This is a genomic window from Roseibium aggregatum (genome assembly GCF_017309185.1).
Classification (GTDB): Bacteria; Pseudomonadota; Alphaproteobacteria; order Rhizobiales; family Stappiaceae; genus Roseibium; species Roseibium aggregatum_B.
The window spans coordinates 26083-41990 of the sequence record NZ_JAEKJZ010000005.1 but is presented as its reverse complement, the minus strand read 5'-3'; the positions used below and the strand labels follow the sequence as shown (position 1 = coordinate 41990).

12 protein-coding genes are annotated in these 15908 nt (G+C 63.2%); 6 read left to right on the top strand and 6 right to left on the bottom strand.

Annotated features, from left to right (window positions below; genetic code table 11):
- Window positions 1-33: 33 nt before the first annotated feature.
- Both JF539_RS20005 and JF539_RS20000 read left to right on the top strand, forming a co-directional pair.
- On the top strand, window positions 34-1722 hold the full coding sequence (locus JF539_RS20005) for a bifunctional protein tyrosine phosphatase family protein/NAD(P)/FAD-dependent oxidoreductase (RefSeq protein WP_207142506.1): 1689 nt from the start codon (window positions 34-36) through the stop codon (window positions 1720-1722).
- A 66-nt stretch (window positions 1723-1788) separates the two neighbouring features.
- The gene (locus JF539_RS20000) at window positions 1789-3573 is read left to right on the top strand and encodes a SulP family inorganic anion transporter (RefSeq protein WP_207142505.1); all 1785 of its coding nucleotides are present in this window, start codon (window positions 1789-1791) and stop codon (window positions 3571-3573) included.
- A 36-nt stretch (window positions 3574-3609) separates the two neighbouring features.
- On the opposite strand, the gene JF539_RS19995 is transcribed toward JF539_RS20000, so the two are convergent.
- Window positions 3610-4158: a hypothetical protein gene (locus JF539_RS19995; RefSeq protein WP_209017461.1), complete on the bottom strand. Its 549-nt coding sequence runs from the start codon at window positions 4156-4158 to the stop codon at window positions 3610-3612.
- A 90-nt stretch (window positions 4159-4248) separates the two neighbouring features.
- Here JF539_RS19995 and JF539_RS19990 point away from each other — a divergent pair, with 90 nt between their 5' ends.
- The gene (locus JF539_RS19990) at window positions 4249-4758 is read left to right on the top strand and encodes an MmcB family DNA repair protein (protein WP_207142504.1); all 510 of its coding nucleotides are present in this window, start codon (window positions 4249-4251) and stop codon (window positions 4756-4758) included.
- Window positions 4759-5043: 285 nt separating this feature from the next.
- On the opposite strand, the gene xylA is transcribed toward JF539_RS19990, so the two are convergent.
- The 5 genes from xylA to xylF all read right to left on the bottom strand — a co-directional run bounded on the left by xylA (window position 5044) and on the right by xylF (window position 11218).
- A complete protein-coding gene (gene xylA / locus JF539_RS19985; RefSeq protein WP_207142503.1) occupies window positions 5044-6363 on the bottom strand; it encodes a xylose isomerase in 1320 nt (439 codons plus the stop codon).
- Window positions 6364-6375: 12 nt separating this feature from the next.
- On the bottom strand, window positions 6376-7827 hold the full coding sequence (xylB, locus tag JF539_RS19980; RefSeq protein ID WP_207142502.1) for a xylulokinase: 1452 nt from the start codon (window positions 7825-7827) through the stop codon (window positions 6376-6378).
- A 107-nt stretch (window positions 7828-7934) separates the two neighbouring features.
- Window positions 7935-8744: an ATP-binding cassette domain-containing protein gene (locus tag JF539_RS19975; protein WP_209017460.1), complete on the bottom strand. Its 810-nt coding sequence runs from the start codon at window positions 8742-8744 to the stop codon at window positions 7935-7937.
- 4 nt (window positions 8745-8748) lie between these two features.
- Entirely contained in the window at window positions 8749-10107 is a 1359-nt protein-coding gene (locus JF539_RS19970; protein ID WP_207142501.1) for a sugar ABC transporter permease, read from the bottom strand.
- A gap of 79 nt (window positions 10108-10186) precedes the next feature.
- Window positions 10187-11218 carry a D-xylose ABC transporter substrate-binding protein gene (gene xylF / locus JF539_RS19965; RefSeq protein WP_207142500.1) on the bottom strand — a complete coding sequence of 344 codons (1032 nt, stop codon included), beginning with the start codon at window positions 11216-11218 and terminating at the stop codon, window positions 10187-10189.
- Window positions 11219-11487: 269 nt separating this feature from the next.
- On the opposite strand from xylF, the gene JF539_RS19960 reads away from it, so the two are divergent.
- The 3 genes from JF539_RS19960 to JF539_RS19950 are packed head-to-tail and all read left to right on the top strand — an operon-like array spanning window position 11488 to window position 15826.
- Window positions 11488-12735: an ROK family protein gene (locus JF539_RS19960; RefSeq protein WP_207142499.1), complete on the top strand. Its 1248-nt coding sequence runs from the start codon at window positions 11488-11490 to the stop codon at window positions 12733-12735.
- Window positions 12732-14168: a di-heme oxidoredictase family protein gene (locus tag JF539_RS19955; RefSeq protein WP_207142498.1), complete on the top strand. Its 1437-nt coding sequence runs from the start codon at window positions 12732-12734 to the stop codon at window positions 14166-14168. Before JF539_RS19960 ends, JF539_RS19955 begins: the two co-directional genes overlap by 4 nt.
- Entirely contained in the window at window positions 14165-15826 is a 1662-nt protein-coding gene (locus tag JF539_RS19950) for a CRTAC1 family protein (protein WP_207142497.1), read from the top strand. Before JF539_RS19955 ends, JF539_RS19950 begins: the two co-directional genes overlap by 4 nt.
- Window positions 15827-15908: the final 82 nt, after the last annotated feature.

The following is a 15908-nucleotide window of genomic DNA, read 5'->3' as shown; positions in this document are numbered from 1 at the left end:
TCGTTTTAAATAACAACAGGGAGGAAAGCATTCATGAGCACCAAGGCCATCAACACGCAGATATCGGTCTCCCCCCAGATCCTGCCCGAAGACCTCGCCGAGATCGCGCAGCAGGGTTTCCGTTCGGTGATCTGCAACCGCCCGGACGGCGAGGGCGCCGACCAGCCGACCTTCGAGGAGATCGAAACCGCTGCCAAAAAGCTCGGCCTTGAAAGCCGGTATCTTCCCATCGTCGCCGGGAAGGTGCGGGACGAAGACGCCGACGCCTTCGAGGATCTCCTGAATGCCCTGCCGAAACCCGTTCTGGCCTATTGCCGGACCGGGACACGGTCGGCGACCCTGTGGTCCCTCTCCCAGGCCGACAGCCAGCCCGTCGCCGACATCCTGGCGCAGACCAAGTCGGCCGGTTACGACATGTCCGGCGTCGTGCGCCGGATCGCGAACGGCGGCCGCACACCGACAGAAACGGCGGAAGACGCCCGTTTCGAGGTTGTTGTCGTCGGTGCCGGCGCCGCGGGCATTTCCGTGGCGTCGAGCCTTTTGAGCCGCAAGCCGGACCTCAATGTCGCGATCATAGATCCCGCGGACGTGCACTATTATCAGCCGGGCTGGACCATGGTCGGCGGAGGGGTTTTCGATGCCGCCACCACGGCGAAAACCATGGGTTCGCTCATTCCAAAAGGCGTGCACTGGATCAAGTCGGCGGTCGCCGCCTTCGAGCCGAAGGACAATGCCGTCATTCTCGACGGTTGCCGGGTGGTCAAATACGACCGTCTGATCGTCTGTCCCGGGCTGAAACTCAACTGGCACGGCGTCGAGGGGCTTGTCGATACGCTCGGCAAGAACGGCGTGACCTCCAACTATCGCTACGACCTGGCGCCTTATACCTGGAAACTGGTTCAGAACATGCAGTCGGGGCGCGCCCTGTTCACGCAGCCGCCCATGCCGATCAAATGCGCCGGCGCGCCGCAAAAGGCCATGTATCTGTCGGCCGATCACTGGACCAAAACAGGGTTGATCGGAAACATCGACATCGAGTTCATGAACGCCGGCGGCGTGCTCTTCGGCGTCAAGGATTATGTGCCCGCGCTGATGGACTACGTGAACCGCTACGGCGCGCAGCTCAATTTCTTCCACAATCTGGTCGCCATCGACGGTCCCGCCAAGAAGGCGGTTTTCGAGATCAAGGAACCGGATCAGGAGCCGCGCCGGGTCGAGGTCGAGTTTGACATGATCCATGTCACACCGCCTCAGACGGCGCCCGATTTCATCCGCGTGTCCCCCCTCGCCGACGCCGCCGGGTGGGTCGACGTCGATCAGGCCACATTGCGCCACAAGACCTATGAAAACATCTGGTCGCTCGGCGACGTGATGAACGCACCCAACGCCAAGACGGCGGCGGCGGCCCGAAAGCAGGCACCCGTGGTCGCGGAAAACGTCGTCGCCGACATGCAGGGCCGCAGCGCGACAGCGCAATACGACGGTTATGGATCCTGCCCGCTCACCGTGGAACGGGGCAAGATCGTGCTGGCCGAATTCGGTTACGGCGGCACGCTCCTGCCAAGCTTTCCGGGCTGGCTGGTGGACGGGACCAAGCCGTCGCGAACGGCATGGCTGCTCAAGGAAAAGATACTGCCGCCGGTCTACTGGAAGGCCATGCTGCGCGGCAAGGAATGGCTCGCGAAACCCGAGAAGGTCACGGCGGGCTCACATCTCGGATAGGACTCCTCAAACCGACTCGAGCCGGGCAACCGGCTCGGTTCTCTTCTGCATGTCAAAGGCCAACGAATGAAGCTGCTGCAGCGCTATCTGCCGATCCTCGACTGGGGCAAGGATTACAACAAGGAAACAGCCACCAGCGACGTGGTCGCCGCGGTGATCGTGACGATCATGCTGATCCCGCAGTCCCTCGCCTACGCACTCCTTGCGGGCCTGCCGCCCGAAGTCGGGCTTTACGCCTCCATTCTGCCGCTGGTCGCCTATACGTTTTTCGGCACCAGCCGTGCTTTGGCGGTCGGTCCCGTCGCCGTTGTCTCGCTGATGACCGCTTCGGCGGTCGGCGAATTCACACGGCAGGGGACGCCGGCCTATCTTGAAGCGGCTATAGTGATCGCGCTGCTCTCCGGCCTCATGCTGGTCGCCATGGGCCTGTTCCGGCTGGGGTTCCTGGCCAACCTCCTGAGCCACCCGGTGATCTCCGGCTTCATCACCGCTTCCGGACTGCTGATCGCCGCCAGTCAGCTCAAGCATATTCTCGGCGTCAAGGCGAGCGGCCACACGCTCTACGACATCCTCTTGTCGATCGGCAGCCGGCTGGGAGAAATGAACTGGATCACCTTTGCGATCGGTGTGTCGGCAACCGCCTTTTTGTTCTGGGTGCGCAAAGGCCTTAAAAAGCTTCTGCTCGGGCTGGGCTTGAAACCGTTTCTGGCCGACCTTCTGGCCAAGGCCGGTCCCGTCGCGGCGGTCGCGGTGACGACGCTTCTGTCCGCCGCCTTCGACCTTGCCGGGCGCGGCGTACGCACCGTCGGCGACATTCCGTCCGGCTTGCCCGCACCGCAATTGCCGACATTCGACCCCGACCTGTGGCTGGCGCTCGCTGGACCGGCCTTTCTGATTTCCGTCATCGGCTTCGTCGAATCCGTATCCGTCGCCCAGACGCTCGCGGCCAAGAAACGGCAGCGGATCGATCCGGACCAGGAGCTCATCGGCCTGGGAACCGCCAATCTGGCCTCCGCCGTCTCCGGCGGTTACGCGGTCACCGGCGGGTTTTCGCGCTCCGTCGTGAATTTCGACGCCGGTGCGGCCACCCCCGCCGCCGGAGGCTTCACCGCCATCGGGATCGCTCTCGCCACCCTGTTCCTGACGCCGCTTCTCACCAATCTGCCGCAGGCCACCCTTGCCGCCACCATCATCGTGGCCGTGCTTTCGCTGGTCGATCTCGGCGCCATCAAACGGACTTTCACCTATTCGAAAAGCGATTTCGCGGCCATGGCCGCGACGATCCTGCTGACGCTGTTCTTCGGTGTCGAACCCGGTGTCGTCACCGGCGTCGCGCTGTCCATCGCGCTTTACCTTTATCGCAGCAGCCGGCCGCATATGGCGATCGTCGGTATCGTCCCCGGCACCGAGCATTTCCGGAACATCGACCGGCACATGGTCGTGACCGGAGACAAGGTCCTGTCGCTCAGGGTCGACGAGAGCCTGTTCTTCGCCAACTCCCGGTTCCTGGAAGACAGGGTCTACGCGCTCGTTGCCGAAAAACCGGACATTGAACATGTCGTCCTGATGTGTCCCGCCGTCAACGAGATCGACGCGAGCGCTCTGGAAAGCCTGGAAGAAATCAACCACCGGCTGGCGGATTCCAAGGTCAGCTTCCATTTGTCGGAGGTCAAGGGTCCGGTGATGGACAGATTGCGGAAAGCGGATTTTCTGTCTCACCTGACCGGCAAGGTCTTTCTCAGCCAGTATGAGGCGCTTTGCACCCTGGACCCGGTTACCGCGCATATCGCCGAAGCCAGGACCCCGAAAAAGACCGCCCAGTCAAACGTGTGGGCGGGTCCCGAAATCTAGAACCGCGGCCTCAAAGGCCCGGTCAGTCGGCACCGGTCAGTCGACACTGCTGGCCGATTGCAGGATCGGTACGATCCGCGCGCAGAAGCGGTACTGCACCGGGGCGCGCTCGCCTTCCTGGACGAGCAGGCCCTGCGTGCCCCTGGGCCGGACCGTGACAAGTTCGATCGCCTCGCCGCCGTCGGTCAGGGTGCAGCTGATCGCCGCGCGCTGCGTTTCGCGGCGCCCAAGTTCGGCGCCGTAAACCTGACAGATCCGATCCGGGGCTTCCCAAAGGCCCCGGTATATGGCGAGCGCCGAGCCGGGTTTGCTCCGGTCGATGGAGGGACCGGGACAATCCTCCGGGTCCCGGACCCAGATGCCTTGGGCGAAGTCTGCGAACCTCAGGTCGAGGGCGCGGCCCTGGAGAAGCGGCGCGGATTTGGGAACGTCGAATTTGAGATCGCCCTTGCCGGCCAATGCGGGACCGCCGGCCGCCAGTACGGCGCTGAAGAGAACCACCCAAGTCGCTTTCGAAACCATTTCCTCACCCGTAACCTTGATCTGCCCCGTCCGGACAATGTCTATCGGACCTGACCCGGACATGCGCGTCTATAACACGCCAGTTCCGCATGCCGCGCAAGCCATGTCGCGATCCATCTTGCCTTTCTAGAACAAATATGGAACAAATTCCAGATGCACAACGATCCGGAACCAGGCTCAGGCCGCATTCAGCTTGACGATCCGTTGAAGGACGGCCGCCAGTCGGAGACCGCGCTCAAGGTCTGGCGCGGAACGGCCCGGCTGCTGCGCCAACTCGATTTCGCCTGCCTCCCGGAAGTGACGCTCGCCTCCGCGCGCCGGGCGGACCTTCTGGCACTCGGCCCGAAACACCAGCTCTGGATCGTCGAGGTCAAATCCTCGGTCGCCGACTTGCGGGCCGACAGCAAATGGCCGGACTACCGCTGGCATTGCGACCGGCTCTATTTCGCCACCCATCCGGACGTGCCACTCGACATCTTCCCGGAAGATGCCGGCCTGATCGTCTCCGACGGCTTCGGCGCGGAAATCCTGCGCGAGGCTCCGGAACACAAGCTTGCCGCCGCGACCCGGAAATCCGTCACCCACCGTTTCGCAAGGCACGCGGCCAACAGGCTGCACGATCTGAGCGATCCGGATGGAGCGCGGTATTTCGCCGGGCTGTGAGGTTTAAACTTCAACAGGCGGTTTGAACGGTCGGTTTGTGGACGATTGGTCGTTAGGGCATTTCCGCTTCCGCCCCTCTCCCCCCTTGCGGGGGAGATGTCCGTGAAACGGACAGAGGGGGGTGTTTCGGGGGCGCGGCATCCCGAAAAGCTGAAAGAAATCGGGAGGGTGCCCCCCTCTGTCTGCGAAGGCTGACATCTCCCCCGCAAGGGGGGAGACGGGTGCATGTGGCGAAGATCGTGGTCTTCACGACCTTGGTGCAGGCGTTAAAGACGCCCTGAAAAGTCAGACAAAAAGATTCACCAGGCTTTCCAGGTATTCCTGCTTGCCGGACTTCGGCTGCGGTTCCAGGTCGGCGGCATGCACGCGGTCGGCCAGCGCCTCGAGCGAGGAGCCGCCCTTGAGGATCTCCGCGTTTTCCGGTTTCTTCCAGCCGGCATAGCGGTCTTCCACGAAGCCCTTGAGGCGGCCGTCCTCGATCATCGCCGCGGCGGCCTTGAGGCCCCGTGCGATGGCGTCTGCGGAGCCGACGTGGCCCTGGATCAGGTCGACCGGCTCGATGGACTGGCGGCGCAGCTTGGCGTCGAAATTGGTTCCGCCGGTGGTAAAGCCGCCGCCCATCAGGATCTCGTAGTAGGCCAGCGCCAGTTCCGGCACATTCATGCCGAAATGATCCGTGTCCCAGCCGCACTGATAGTCGTTGCGGTTCATGTCGACGGAGCCGAGAATGCCGTGCGCGCGCGCCATGTGCAGTTCGTGCTCGAAGGAATGGCCGGCCAGGATCGCGTGACCCTGTTCGATGTTCATCTTGACCTCGTTTTCCAGGCCGTAATCCTTCAGGAAGCCGAAGACCGTGCCGACATCATAGTCATACTGATGCTTCGACGGCTCCTGCGGCTTCGGTTCGATCAGGATCGTGCCCTTGAAGCCGATCTTGTGCTTGTACTCCACCACCATGTTTAGGAAGCGGCCGAGCTGGTCCAGTTCCTGCTTGATGTTCGTGTTGAGCAGGGTCTCGTAACCTTCGCGGCCTCCCCACAGAACATAGTTCTGGCCGTTCAGCCGGGAGGTGACGTCCATGGCGTTCTTCACCTGGGCCGCCGCATAGGCGAAGACGTCCGGGTCTGGATTGGTTGCCGCTCCGCCCATGTAGCGGCGGTTGGAGAACATGTTGGCCGTGCCCCAGAGAAGGCCTATGCCGGTGTCTGCCATTTTCCTTTCGAAGATGTCGGCAATGGCATTCACATTGGCGTTGCTTTCGGCAAGCGTTGCGCCTTCCGGGGCGATGTCGCGATCGTGGAAGGTAAAAAACGGCATCCCAAGGATCTGGAACATCTCGAAGGCGACATCGGCCTTGACCTTCGCCTGTTCCATCGGATCGCCTCCGGCGGCCATCCAGGGGCGCATGAAGGTTTCGCCGCCAAAGGGATCAAGGCCCGGCCAACAGAAGCTGTGCCAGTAGCAGACGGCAAGACGCAAATGGTCCTCCATCCGCTTGCCGAGCACGATCTCGTCCTTGTTGTAGTGCCGGTAAGTCAGCGGATCGGTGCTGTCGGGACCGGCGAAACGGATCGGCTGAAGATCGCCGAAAAATCCAGTGCTCATGATGATTGCTCCTTAAAAGCCAGCCTGTTTCAGTGCCGGGTAAAGTTTGCGCCAACGGCCATAGGCCTCGGCATAGGGTTCCGAGAGAGCCGGGAGGGGATCGATGGTCGCCTTGAGGGCCGGTCTGGCGAATATGCCTTCCGTCGTTCCGGTCGCCGCGGCCTGACCGAGCCGCGCCGCGCCGAGCGAGCCGCCGAAATCGCCGTCGACCGGCACATCGACCGGAACGCCCAGCAGGCTCGCTATGATTTCCAGCCAGGTGTGCGACCGGGACCCGCCGCCGACGGCCAGCAGCCTGTCGATCTTGGTACCGGCGACGCTCAAAGCCTCCAGACAGTCCTTGAGGGCGAAGGCGACCCCGTCGAGAACCGCGTGGGTCAGCTCCCTGTCGTCGGTTTCATGGGAGATTCCCGCAAAGCCGGCCCGGATCTCGACATCGTTGTGCGGCGTGCGCTCGCCCCCCAGATAGGGCAGGAACGACACGCCGGACGGGCCGGACACCCTGCCGAGCTCCGCGGTCAGGTCACCCGGCGTTTTCTTCAGGATCCTCGCCAGCCAGTTCAGGCTGTCGGTCGCCGACAGGATAACGCCCATCTGGTGCCAGGTGTCCGGCAAGGCGTGGCAAAAGGCGTGGACGGCGCCCTCCACGTTGGGTGAGAACCTGTCGTTGGTGACGAAGAGCACGCCGGAGGTTCCCAGCGAGACGAAGGCCGAGCCGGGCGTGACCGCACCGACGCCGCAGGCCGCCGCCGCGTTGTCGCCGCCGCCGCCGGCGACGACCGGAGGCGCATCGAAGCCCCAGCGGCCGCACAGATCGGATCTGACGGTGCCCGAACTCTCCGATCCCTCGACCAGGCGCGGCATCTGCTTTCGCGTCAGGCCGGTGGCAGCAAGAAGATCGTCGCACCAATCCCTTTTCGCGACATCCATCCAGAGCGTGCCCGCGCTGTCGGACATGTCGCCGACATAGTCTCCGGTGAGCTTGAAGCGCACATAATCCTTGGGCAGGAGCACCATTTCGGTCTTGCTGAAAATATCCGGCTCGTTTTCGCGCACCCATTGCAGCTTCGGCGCGGTGAAGCCGGGCATCACCAGATTGCCGCCCCTGGTCAGGAATTGCGGTTCGGTGGCCTGCAGGTCCGCACATTGTTTGCCCGAGCGGCCGTCGTTCCACAGGATGCAGGGACGCAGCGGCCGGCCGTTTCCATCCAGCAGGGTCGCGCCGTGCATGTGGCCGGAGAGGCCGATGCCCCTGACCGCTGCCAGCTCCGCCGGCGCCTTGCGCTTCAAGGTGTCCAGAACCGTTTCGCAAGCCGTCCACCAGCTTTCCGGATCCTGCTCAGACCAGCCCGGGTGCGGGCGTTCCACGGTCAGATCCGCCGTTGCGGAGGCGATCAGCAACTGGTCCGCGCCGAGCAGTATGGCTTTGACGGAACTGGTTCCGATATCGAGGCCGATAAACATGAGGGGCGTTCCTCATTTCAGGTCTGAAAGAGCGCGCCGGCATCATTGCCGGCGCGGGGTCGTGCGGTCCGGCCCGGGCTGCATCCGCGACCCGGACCGTCCGAAAATCAGGCGGCTGCGTTGTCCGAATTGATCGCGCCCGGCCCCGGGATTCCTCCGGGGGGACATTTTCCGGCAATGATCATGCCGAGCATATCGTCCTCGGTGACCTCATCGACGACCACCGTACCGACAAGCTTGCCGTTTTTCATGACATTGGCGCGGTCGCACAGGGTCTTCACCTGGTGGATATCGTGGTCGATCAGCAGAATGCCGATACCCTGCTTCTTCAGCTCGTCGACCAGATCGACAACCATTTTGGTTTCCTGCACGCCAAGCGCCGCCGTCGGTTCGTCCATGATCAGGATCTTCGCGTTGAAATAGACCGCGCGGCTGATCGCAACGGACTGGCGCTGCCCCCCGGACAATCCGGCGACGGGCGTATGAAAGCGGCGGAAGTTCGGTGTCAGGCGGCCCATGATCTTGCGGGTCTCGGCCTCCATCAACGCATCGTTGACGAACCCCAGCGGCGTGGTCAGCTCGCGCCCCAGAAACAGGTTGGAGGACGCGTCGAGATTGTCCGCGAGCGCCAGATACTGGTAGATTGTCTCGATCTGATAGGAGCGCGCGTCGCGCGGATTGTTGATCTCCGCAAGCTCACCGTTGACGTAGATCTCCCCCGCGTCGCGCTGAATCGCGCCGGAGAGCATTTTCATCAGCACCGATTTTCCCGCGCCGTTGTGGCCGAGAACACCGACCACCTCACCCGGGTAAAGATCTATGGAGACCCCGTCGACGGCGCGAATGCCGCCGAAGGCCTTTTGCATGTTGCACATTTCAATGAGCGGTTTTCCGGTGCGCTCGATCTTGTCGGACATGGACTTAGCTCCCCGTGCGCTTGCGGTAGACGATATCGATCCAGACCGCGAGGACCAGAACGACCCCGACGACGATATTCTGATAGGGTGCATCCACTCCCACCATCGCCATACCGGACTGCAAGGACTGCATGATCAGCGCTCCGAGCACGGCACCGTAGATCGTGCCGACGCCTCCGGCGAGTGCAGTCCCGCCAATCACCGCGGCGGCGATCACGCGCAGTTCGTCCAGCGTGCCGATATCGTTGGAGTGAAACGTCTGGCGCGCGCTGGCCACGACCGCCGAGATGGCGCACAGCAGACCGACAATCAGAAAGATCTTCACTGTCAGGAGACGGGTGCGGATGCCGGCGAGCTGAGCCGCTTCCGGGTTGCCGCCGGTGGCGTAGATGTAGCGGCCCAACCGTGTCCGGGTCGCCAGGACCGTCATGCCGACAACGACGACGATCAACAGGAGCACACTGATCGGCAATCCGTAGCCGGTCGTGAAGCCCTCGGGCATGATCTCGCCCCGGTCCTCGAACAGGCGCGCAAGGCGGCGCGTCGGCACTTCGTAGGAATTGAGAACCGCCACGAACCCGAGGATCACAACGGAAATGACAGCGGCAATGGTCGCCTCCGCCCACACGGGCTTGACGGAAAATTCGTGACTGAGCCGTTGCCGGCGGGCCGAGAACAGGCCGTAAACGGCGACGGCGACGGCCAGGAGACCGAAGATCCAGCTCCAGGTGACCCCCAGGGTTCCGTTGATGCCGCCAAACAGCTGGAAATTGGCGTCGAGCGGGCCGATCGTCTGGCCGCCGGTCAGGTGCCAGGCAACGTTGCGCCAGACGAAAAGACCGCCCAGGGTCACGATAAAGGCCGGGATCGTCAGATAGCCGATCAGGTAGCCGTGGAAGGCGCCGATTGCCGCGCCGGTGATCAGACCGACGACAATGGCCAGGGGCGCGATCATCGGGTTCTCGAGCCCGAGGCCAAGCCAATTCGGCGCAACCACCGTCTGAACCACCGCCATCATCGCCGAACAGGTCGCCAGGAGCGAGCCGACCGACAAATCGATGTGCCGGGTGACAATCACGAAGACCATGCCGGTCGCCATGATCGCGACGCTGACCGTCTGGATGGTCAGATTGAAAATGTTGCGCGGTGTCAGGAACCGGCCGTCAATGAGCCAGGAGAACGGGTTCCAGGCGATATCGCCGGTCAACCCCTGCGCGTTGATGCCCGTCCAGATCTGGAACACAAGCGCGATCACGATGAATGCGCCGATCATGCCCATGAGCCGGGTGTCGATCTCAAGTGCGGCGAACAAGCCCTTCGGCTTAACGATCGTCGGACCTGTGTTATTTGTTTCGTCAGTCATTCTCGTCTTTCGCGCACACGGCCAGCCGGACGCCTTCGCCCAGAGGGCGAAGGCGCGCTGTCAGGTCAAACGGACCGGATCAATTGCAGGGAGCGGGACCTCCGGAGACGCCCTGGCAGAGCACGTCCTTCGGAATCCAACCCGAGTCGACAACAACGGCCAGATTGTCCTTGGTGACCGGCAGCGGCGCCAGCAGGACGGCGTTCATGTCGTTTCCGCCAGGTGTCTTGAACGTGATGGCATTCTCGACATCGCCCATCGCGGTGCCCTTGGCGAGGGCAACGGCGATCTCGCCCGCGGATTTACCGAGCTCGCGCGCGTCCTTCCAGACGCTGACGGTCTGGGTGCCGAGCGCCACGCGGTTCAGCGCGGCGTGGTCGCCATCCTGCCCGGAGACCGGAATGCCTTCCATGCCCTGAGCGGTGAGCGCCGCGACGGCGCCGCCGGCGGTCCCGTCGTTGGAAGCCACAACCGCGTCGACCTTGTTGTCGTTGGCGGTCAGGATCTGTTCCATGTTGCGCTGCGCGTTGGCCGGGAGCCAGCCATCGGTGTAGGCCTCGCCGACAATCGTGATGTCGCCGGCGTCAATCGCGGACTGCAGGACTTCCTGCTGACCGCCACGCAGGAAGTCGGCGTTCGGATCGGCGGAAGACCCCTTGATCATGACGTAGTTGCCTTTCGGCTGCGCCTTGAGGACCTCGCGCGCCTGCATGCGGCCGACCTCGACGTTGTCGAAGGTCAGGTAGAAGGCACGGGGGTCTTCGATCAGGCGGTCGTAAGCGATGACCGGCACGCCTTCGTCAGCCGCGGCCTGAACGGCCGGGATGATCGCTTCGGAATCCTGGGCCAGGACGATGAGCGCGTCGACGCCCTGCGCCATGAGGCTCTCAACGTCGGAAAGCTGCTTGGCCGCCGACGATTGCGCATCGGTCGAGATGTAGGACGCGCCATTTGCTTCCAGCGCCGCCTTCATGGCCGCCTCGTCCGTCTTCCAGCGCTCTTCCTGGAAGTTGGACCAGCTGACGCCGACGGTCAAATCCTGGGCGTGGGCGGCGGTGAACGCTGCGGCGGTCATGACAGCACCCGCCAACAAAGTGGTGATTTTACGCATTGCGATGTTTCCTCCAGTTGGCACAACCCAAATCGAACGAGTTGCACCGAAAATATGCGTCTATTCCGCAAGCGCCTTCGAGACGCCTGAAATAGGACAGCCATATTGATATTTTTTTTGGCTCCCGAAAAAAAGTTGCAGTAAAGCGCCGCTCCTGTCAACATGGTTTTACAAAACTCTGCTCCGCGGGATTTGAACGTCCCGAAAGAGAGCAGAAAACCGGGAAAAACCCGGGACAGAGGAAACACCGAGGGAAGAGCTTGGCGCGCATGACACGCAAGGCGGACCGGGATCAGATCCGGCGTCAAAACCGAAGTATTGTTCTGCAGGCGCTGCGCCGGAACGGACCGACGGCACGGATCGATCTCGGTCATAAAACGCGGCTCAGTCCTGCAACCGTCACGGCAATCACCTCCGACCTTCTGGACCAGGACCTGATCCTCAGCCTGGAAAGCGAGGAGCCCAAAACGCAGCAGGCGCGCGGGCGGCCGCGCACGCTTCTCAAGCTCAATCCGGAGGCGGTTTACACCGTCTGTATCCGCCTGTCGGTCAACAATATCGATCTGGCTCTGGTCAATTACGCCGGTGAAGTCATCCGCGACCGCCGGATCCATTTCGACAGCGCGACGGCGGATGCCCGGACCTTTCCGGAAACCCTGGTCGAAGCGATCGCGTCGTTTCTGCAAGAGGCCGGCACGAGTCCGTCACGGGTCCGGGAAATCGGCGTGGCGGCGCAGGGCGTCGTCGAAACGGAGACCGGCCTTGTGGCCTGGAGTCCCGCCTTTTCCGGACGAAGAATCCCGATCGTCGCCCCCTTGCAGGCAGCGTTCGGCGCCGACTGCTATATCTCAAACGACACCAACATGATTACCGAGGCGCTGCATTGGAGCGATCCCAAGCGCTATAGCGGCACCTTTGCCGTGGTCATGCTCGATTACGGTGTCGGCATGGGTCTTTACCTGGACAACCACCTGTTTTCCGGCGCCAGCGGCACGGCGGCGGAATTCGGTCATGCCAACCACATTCCCGGCGGCGCGCTTTGCAGATGCGGAAAGAGGGGCTGCATCGAAGCCTATCTTTCCGATTACGCGCTTGTCAGGGCCGCGGCGGGTCTGCCCGACGACACCGATCCGATGACCATCGAAGCCGGCGAGAAAGGGCTCGCACGTCTGATCGAACTGGCCTCGTGCGGCGATGCCGACGCCCGCAGGACCTTTTCCGAGGCCGGACGGGTTCTGGGGTACGGCATTGCCCGGGTTGTCGCCATCATCGACCCCAGCCGCCTGGTTCTGACCGGCGCGGCGGTGCGTGCGTTCTCTTTCATGGAAAAAGCCATGTGGGAGGGGCTGGAAGAGGCTTTGGTCGCGGACCTGCGTAAAAATTTCGCTCTCGATGTCATGCCCTGGAACGAGGACTACATTCGCGGCGGCCTGATTGCGCAATCCATGGAGCGCCTCGACAGCACGTTTTACGGAAACGCGGCCGCCCGGCCGGACCGCAAGGAGGCACCCGCATGACGCAGCGGTCAAAGGTCCCGGTCCGTCTCCTGATCCTGGGCAGCCTCCTGTGCACCGCCACGTTCTCAGCCGCCGCCAGCCCCGAGCTGCCGCCCTGGAGCGAGAAAGCCCTCAGGGACGACATCGACATCGATGCCCTGGCCGCTTCGAAGGACGATCCGATACCGGTGCTTCGCGCCCTCGGCGAGCACCTGTTCAGCGCCAAATTCACCACACTGGACGGCGCCGGACGGCCGGATGCCACCGGCGCCATTGTGCCGACCAAGGTGCGCCGTCCCCTCCCGCAGTCGTTTCAGCGGCTCGCGGGACCGGATGCCAATGCCTGCGCCTCCTGCCACAACGAGCCGGTCGACGGCGGCGCCGGATCGTTCACGGCGAATGTGTTCGTTTCCGAACAGTTCGAAAGCGCCGATTTCGACACGATCGACCCGCAGTTTTCCAACGAACGCAACACCAACGCCCTTCAGGGCGCCGGACTGATCGAACTGCTCGCGCGGGAAATGACCTCGGACCTCCGAAAGCAGCGCAAAGACCTGCTCGAGATGGCGCGGGCAAGCGGGCAGCCGGAAAAGGCCGCCTTGAACACCAAGGGCGTTTCCTTCGGTTTTCTGACCGCCTATCCGGACGGAACACTGGATGTCGGGGCACTGGATGGGATCGACCACGACCTGACGTTGCGCCCCTTCAGCCAGAAGGGAGTCTTTGCATCGCTTCGCCAGTTCACCGTCAATGCCATGAACGATCACCACGGCATTCAGGCGGGCGAGCGTTTCGGGGCCGTCTGGACCGGCTCGGACGATTACGACGGCGACGGATACCCGGACGAAATGTCTCCCGGCCAGATTTCCGCGCTGGTCGCCTGGCAGGCGACGCTGCCGGCCCCCGGCCGCAAACCGGATCTGCCCGGGATCTGGCAGGACGCCGCCCGTGAGGGCGAAGCCCTGTTCGGCGAAATCGGCTGCGCGGCCTGCCATGTTCCCGCCCTGCCTCTGGACAATCTCGTTTTTCACGATCCGGGTCCGTTCGACACCGCCGGCACCCTGCGCCAGAGCGACGTCGCGGCCCCGCTGGCGCTCGATCTGGGCACGCTTGACTGGGTCCGGGCTCTGCAGCGAGACGCTCAGGGCCGGGTGCTGGTTCCGCTTTACGGCGACCTGAAGCGCCATACGATCGCCGACCCCGTCAACGACACCTTCGGCAACGAATTGCTCGCCCAGAGGTTCGTGGCCCGCGACGTCTTCATCACCGCGGAACTCTGGGGCATTGCCAGTACCGCGCCGTATGGCCATCGGGGCGACCTGACAACGCTCAGCGAGGCAATTCTCGCCCACGGGGGAGAGGCCGCCCAGAGCCGCGAAGCCTACGCGGCGCTTCTGGAAAAAGACCGGCAATCGGTCGTCGCCTTTTTGCGCAGCCTGGAGATCGCGCCATGAAACGGCAAGGCCTGCCGCTGGCTGCCGCGTTGACCGCTGCGCTGCTGTCCACTCCGGTTCCGGCGGCGGAAAACGGCGCACCGGCATCGCTCGCCCCCATTCCGAGATTTCAGGAGGAAGCGGCAACCGCGGGCATCCAGCACAGCTACGACGGCGCCTGGGAGTTCTTTGTCGGTGGCGGCGTCGCGGTCTTCGACTGCAACGGCGACCGGTTTCCGGATGTGTTCCTGGCCGGGGGCAAGAGCCCGGCACAGCTTTACGTGAATGCGAGCACGACATCAGGTCCGCTGAAATTCGATCGAAGCGGCAGCGGTTTGAGCGACAAGCAGTCCAGGAACGTGCTTGGCGCTTATCCTCTGGATTTCGACAATGACGACATACTCGATCTGGTTCTGCTCAGACTTGGCGAGAACCTGCTGCTGCGCGGCAGGGGCGACTGCCGGTTCGAGGTCGCCAACCGGACGCTCGGCTTCGACGGCGGGCGCGCGTGGACGACGGCGTTCTCTGCGACCTTCGAGGCAGGCCTGGCCTACCCTACCCTTGCCTTCGGCAACTACGTCGACCGCTCGGCACCGGGATCGCCCTGGGGCACTTGCCACGACAATGCCCTGGTCCGGCCGGTGACAACCGGCACGGGCGCGGTTTCCTATCCCGAAGCTCAACGGCTTTCTCCCGGCTACTGCGCCTTGTCGATGCTGTTCACCGACTGGAACAGGTCCGGTGAAGCGTCCCTGCGCATTTCCAACGACCGCCATTACTACCGGGGCGGCCAGGAACAGCTCTGGGCGGTGCCGCCGGGCCGTCCGCCCCGTCCCTACCGCAAGAGCGACGGCTGGCAGCATTTGAAGATCTGGGGCATGGGGATCGCCTCCATAGATCTCGATGTCGACGGCTTTCCCGAATTCGCCCTTACCAGCATGGGTGACACCAAGCTGCAGAAACTGGACGACGAGGCGGACGAGACAGTTCCCATTTACCGGGATATCGCCTTCGATCTCGGCGTGACCGCCCACAGGCCCTACAGGGGGGACGACCTGAAACCCTCGACCGGCTGGCATTCGGAGTTCCAGGACGTCAACAACGACGGCTTGTGGGATCTGTTCATCGCCAAGGGCAATGTCGAAGCCATGCCGGATTTCGCCGCCTACGATCCGGACAATCTCCTGCTCGGCCAATGGACCGGAAAATTCGTGGAAGCCGGAGAGGGAGCGGGCATCGCCCTGGACCGTCGGGGCCGCGGCGCCGGGATGGCGGATTTCAATGCGGACGGGCTTCTGGATCTGATCGTGGTCAACCGGTCCGCGCCTGTCAGCCTGTTCCGGAATCTCGGCCGGGGTTCCGCCGATGCTCCCAAGCCGCTCGGCAACTGGCTTGCGGTGGAAATTCGTCAGCCGCGCCAGGGCAACATCAAGGCGGTCGGCGCCAAGATCAGTGTCAAGACCGGAAACCGCACCGTCGTCAAGGACGTTCAGGTCGGCGCCGGTCACGCATCGGGCCAGATGGGCTTCATTCATTTCGGCCTCGGTGTCGCCGAGCGCGCCAATGTCCGGGTCAGATGGCCGGACGGCGACTGGAGCCATGCCTACCGGGTCTTCGCGAATGGCCACGTCATCATCGAACGAGGGGCGGAAAAGGTGAAACTCTGGTATCCGGAGTAGTGCCAACTACAATTCCCCGGAACCTCGCTGACCGGGTTTAGAGGCTTCCAATGGCACGGTCCGGTCTTCCGAACGGCCTGAG

Coding starts and splice junctions, on each gene's coding strand:
- JF539_RS20005 (WP_207142506.1), top strand. CDS start 34: ATGAGCACCAAGGCCATCAACACGCAGATATCGGTCTCCCCCCAGATC.
- JF539_RS20000 (WP_207142505.1), top strand. CDS start 1,789: ATGAAGCTGCTGCAGCGCTATCTGCCGATCCTCGACTGGGGCAAGGAT.
- JF539_RS19995 (WP_209017461.1), bottom strand. CDS start 4,158: ATGTCCGGGTCAGGTCCGATAGACATTGTCCGGACGGGGCAGATCAAG.
- JF539_RS19990 (WP_207142504.1), top strand. CDS start 4,249: ATGCACAACGATCCGGAACCAGGCTCAGGCCGCATTCAGCTTGACGAT.
- xylA (WP_207142503.1), bottom strand. CDS start 6,363: ATGAGCACTGGATTTTTCGGCGATCTTCAGCCGATCCGTTTCGCCGGT.
- xylB (WP_207142502.1), bottom strand. CDS start 7,827: ATGTTTATCGGCCTCGATATCGGAACCAGTTCCGTCAAAGCCATACTG.
- JF539_RS19975 (WP_209017460.1), bottom strand. CDS start 8,744: ATGTCCGACAAGATCGAGCGCACCGGAAAACCGCTCATTGAAATGTGC.
- JF539_RS19970 (WP_207142501.1), bottom strand. CDS start 10,107: ATGACTGACGAAACAAATAACACAGGTCCGACGATCGTTAAGCCGAAG.
- xylF (WP_207142500.1), bottom strand. CDS start 11,218: ATGCGTAAAATCACCACTTTGTTGGCGGGTGCTGTCATGACCGCCGCA.
- JF539_RS19960 (WP_207142499.1), top strand. CDS start 11,488: ATGACACGCAAGGCGGACCGGGATCAGATCCGGCGTCAAAACCGAAGT.
- JF539_RS19955 (WP_207142498.1), top strand. CDS start 12,732: ATGACGCAGCGGTCAAAGGTCCCGGTCCGTCTCCTGATCCTGGGCAGC.
- JF539_RS19950 (WP_207142497.1), top strand. CDS start 14,165: ATGAAACGGCAAGGCCTGCCGCTGGCTGCCGCGTTGACCGCTGCGCTG.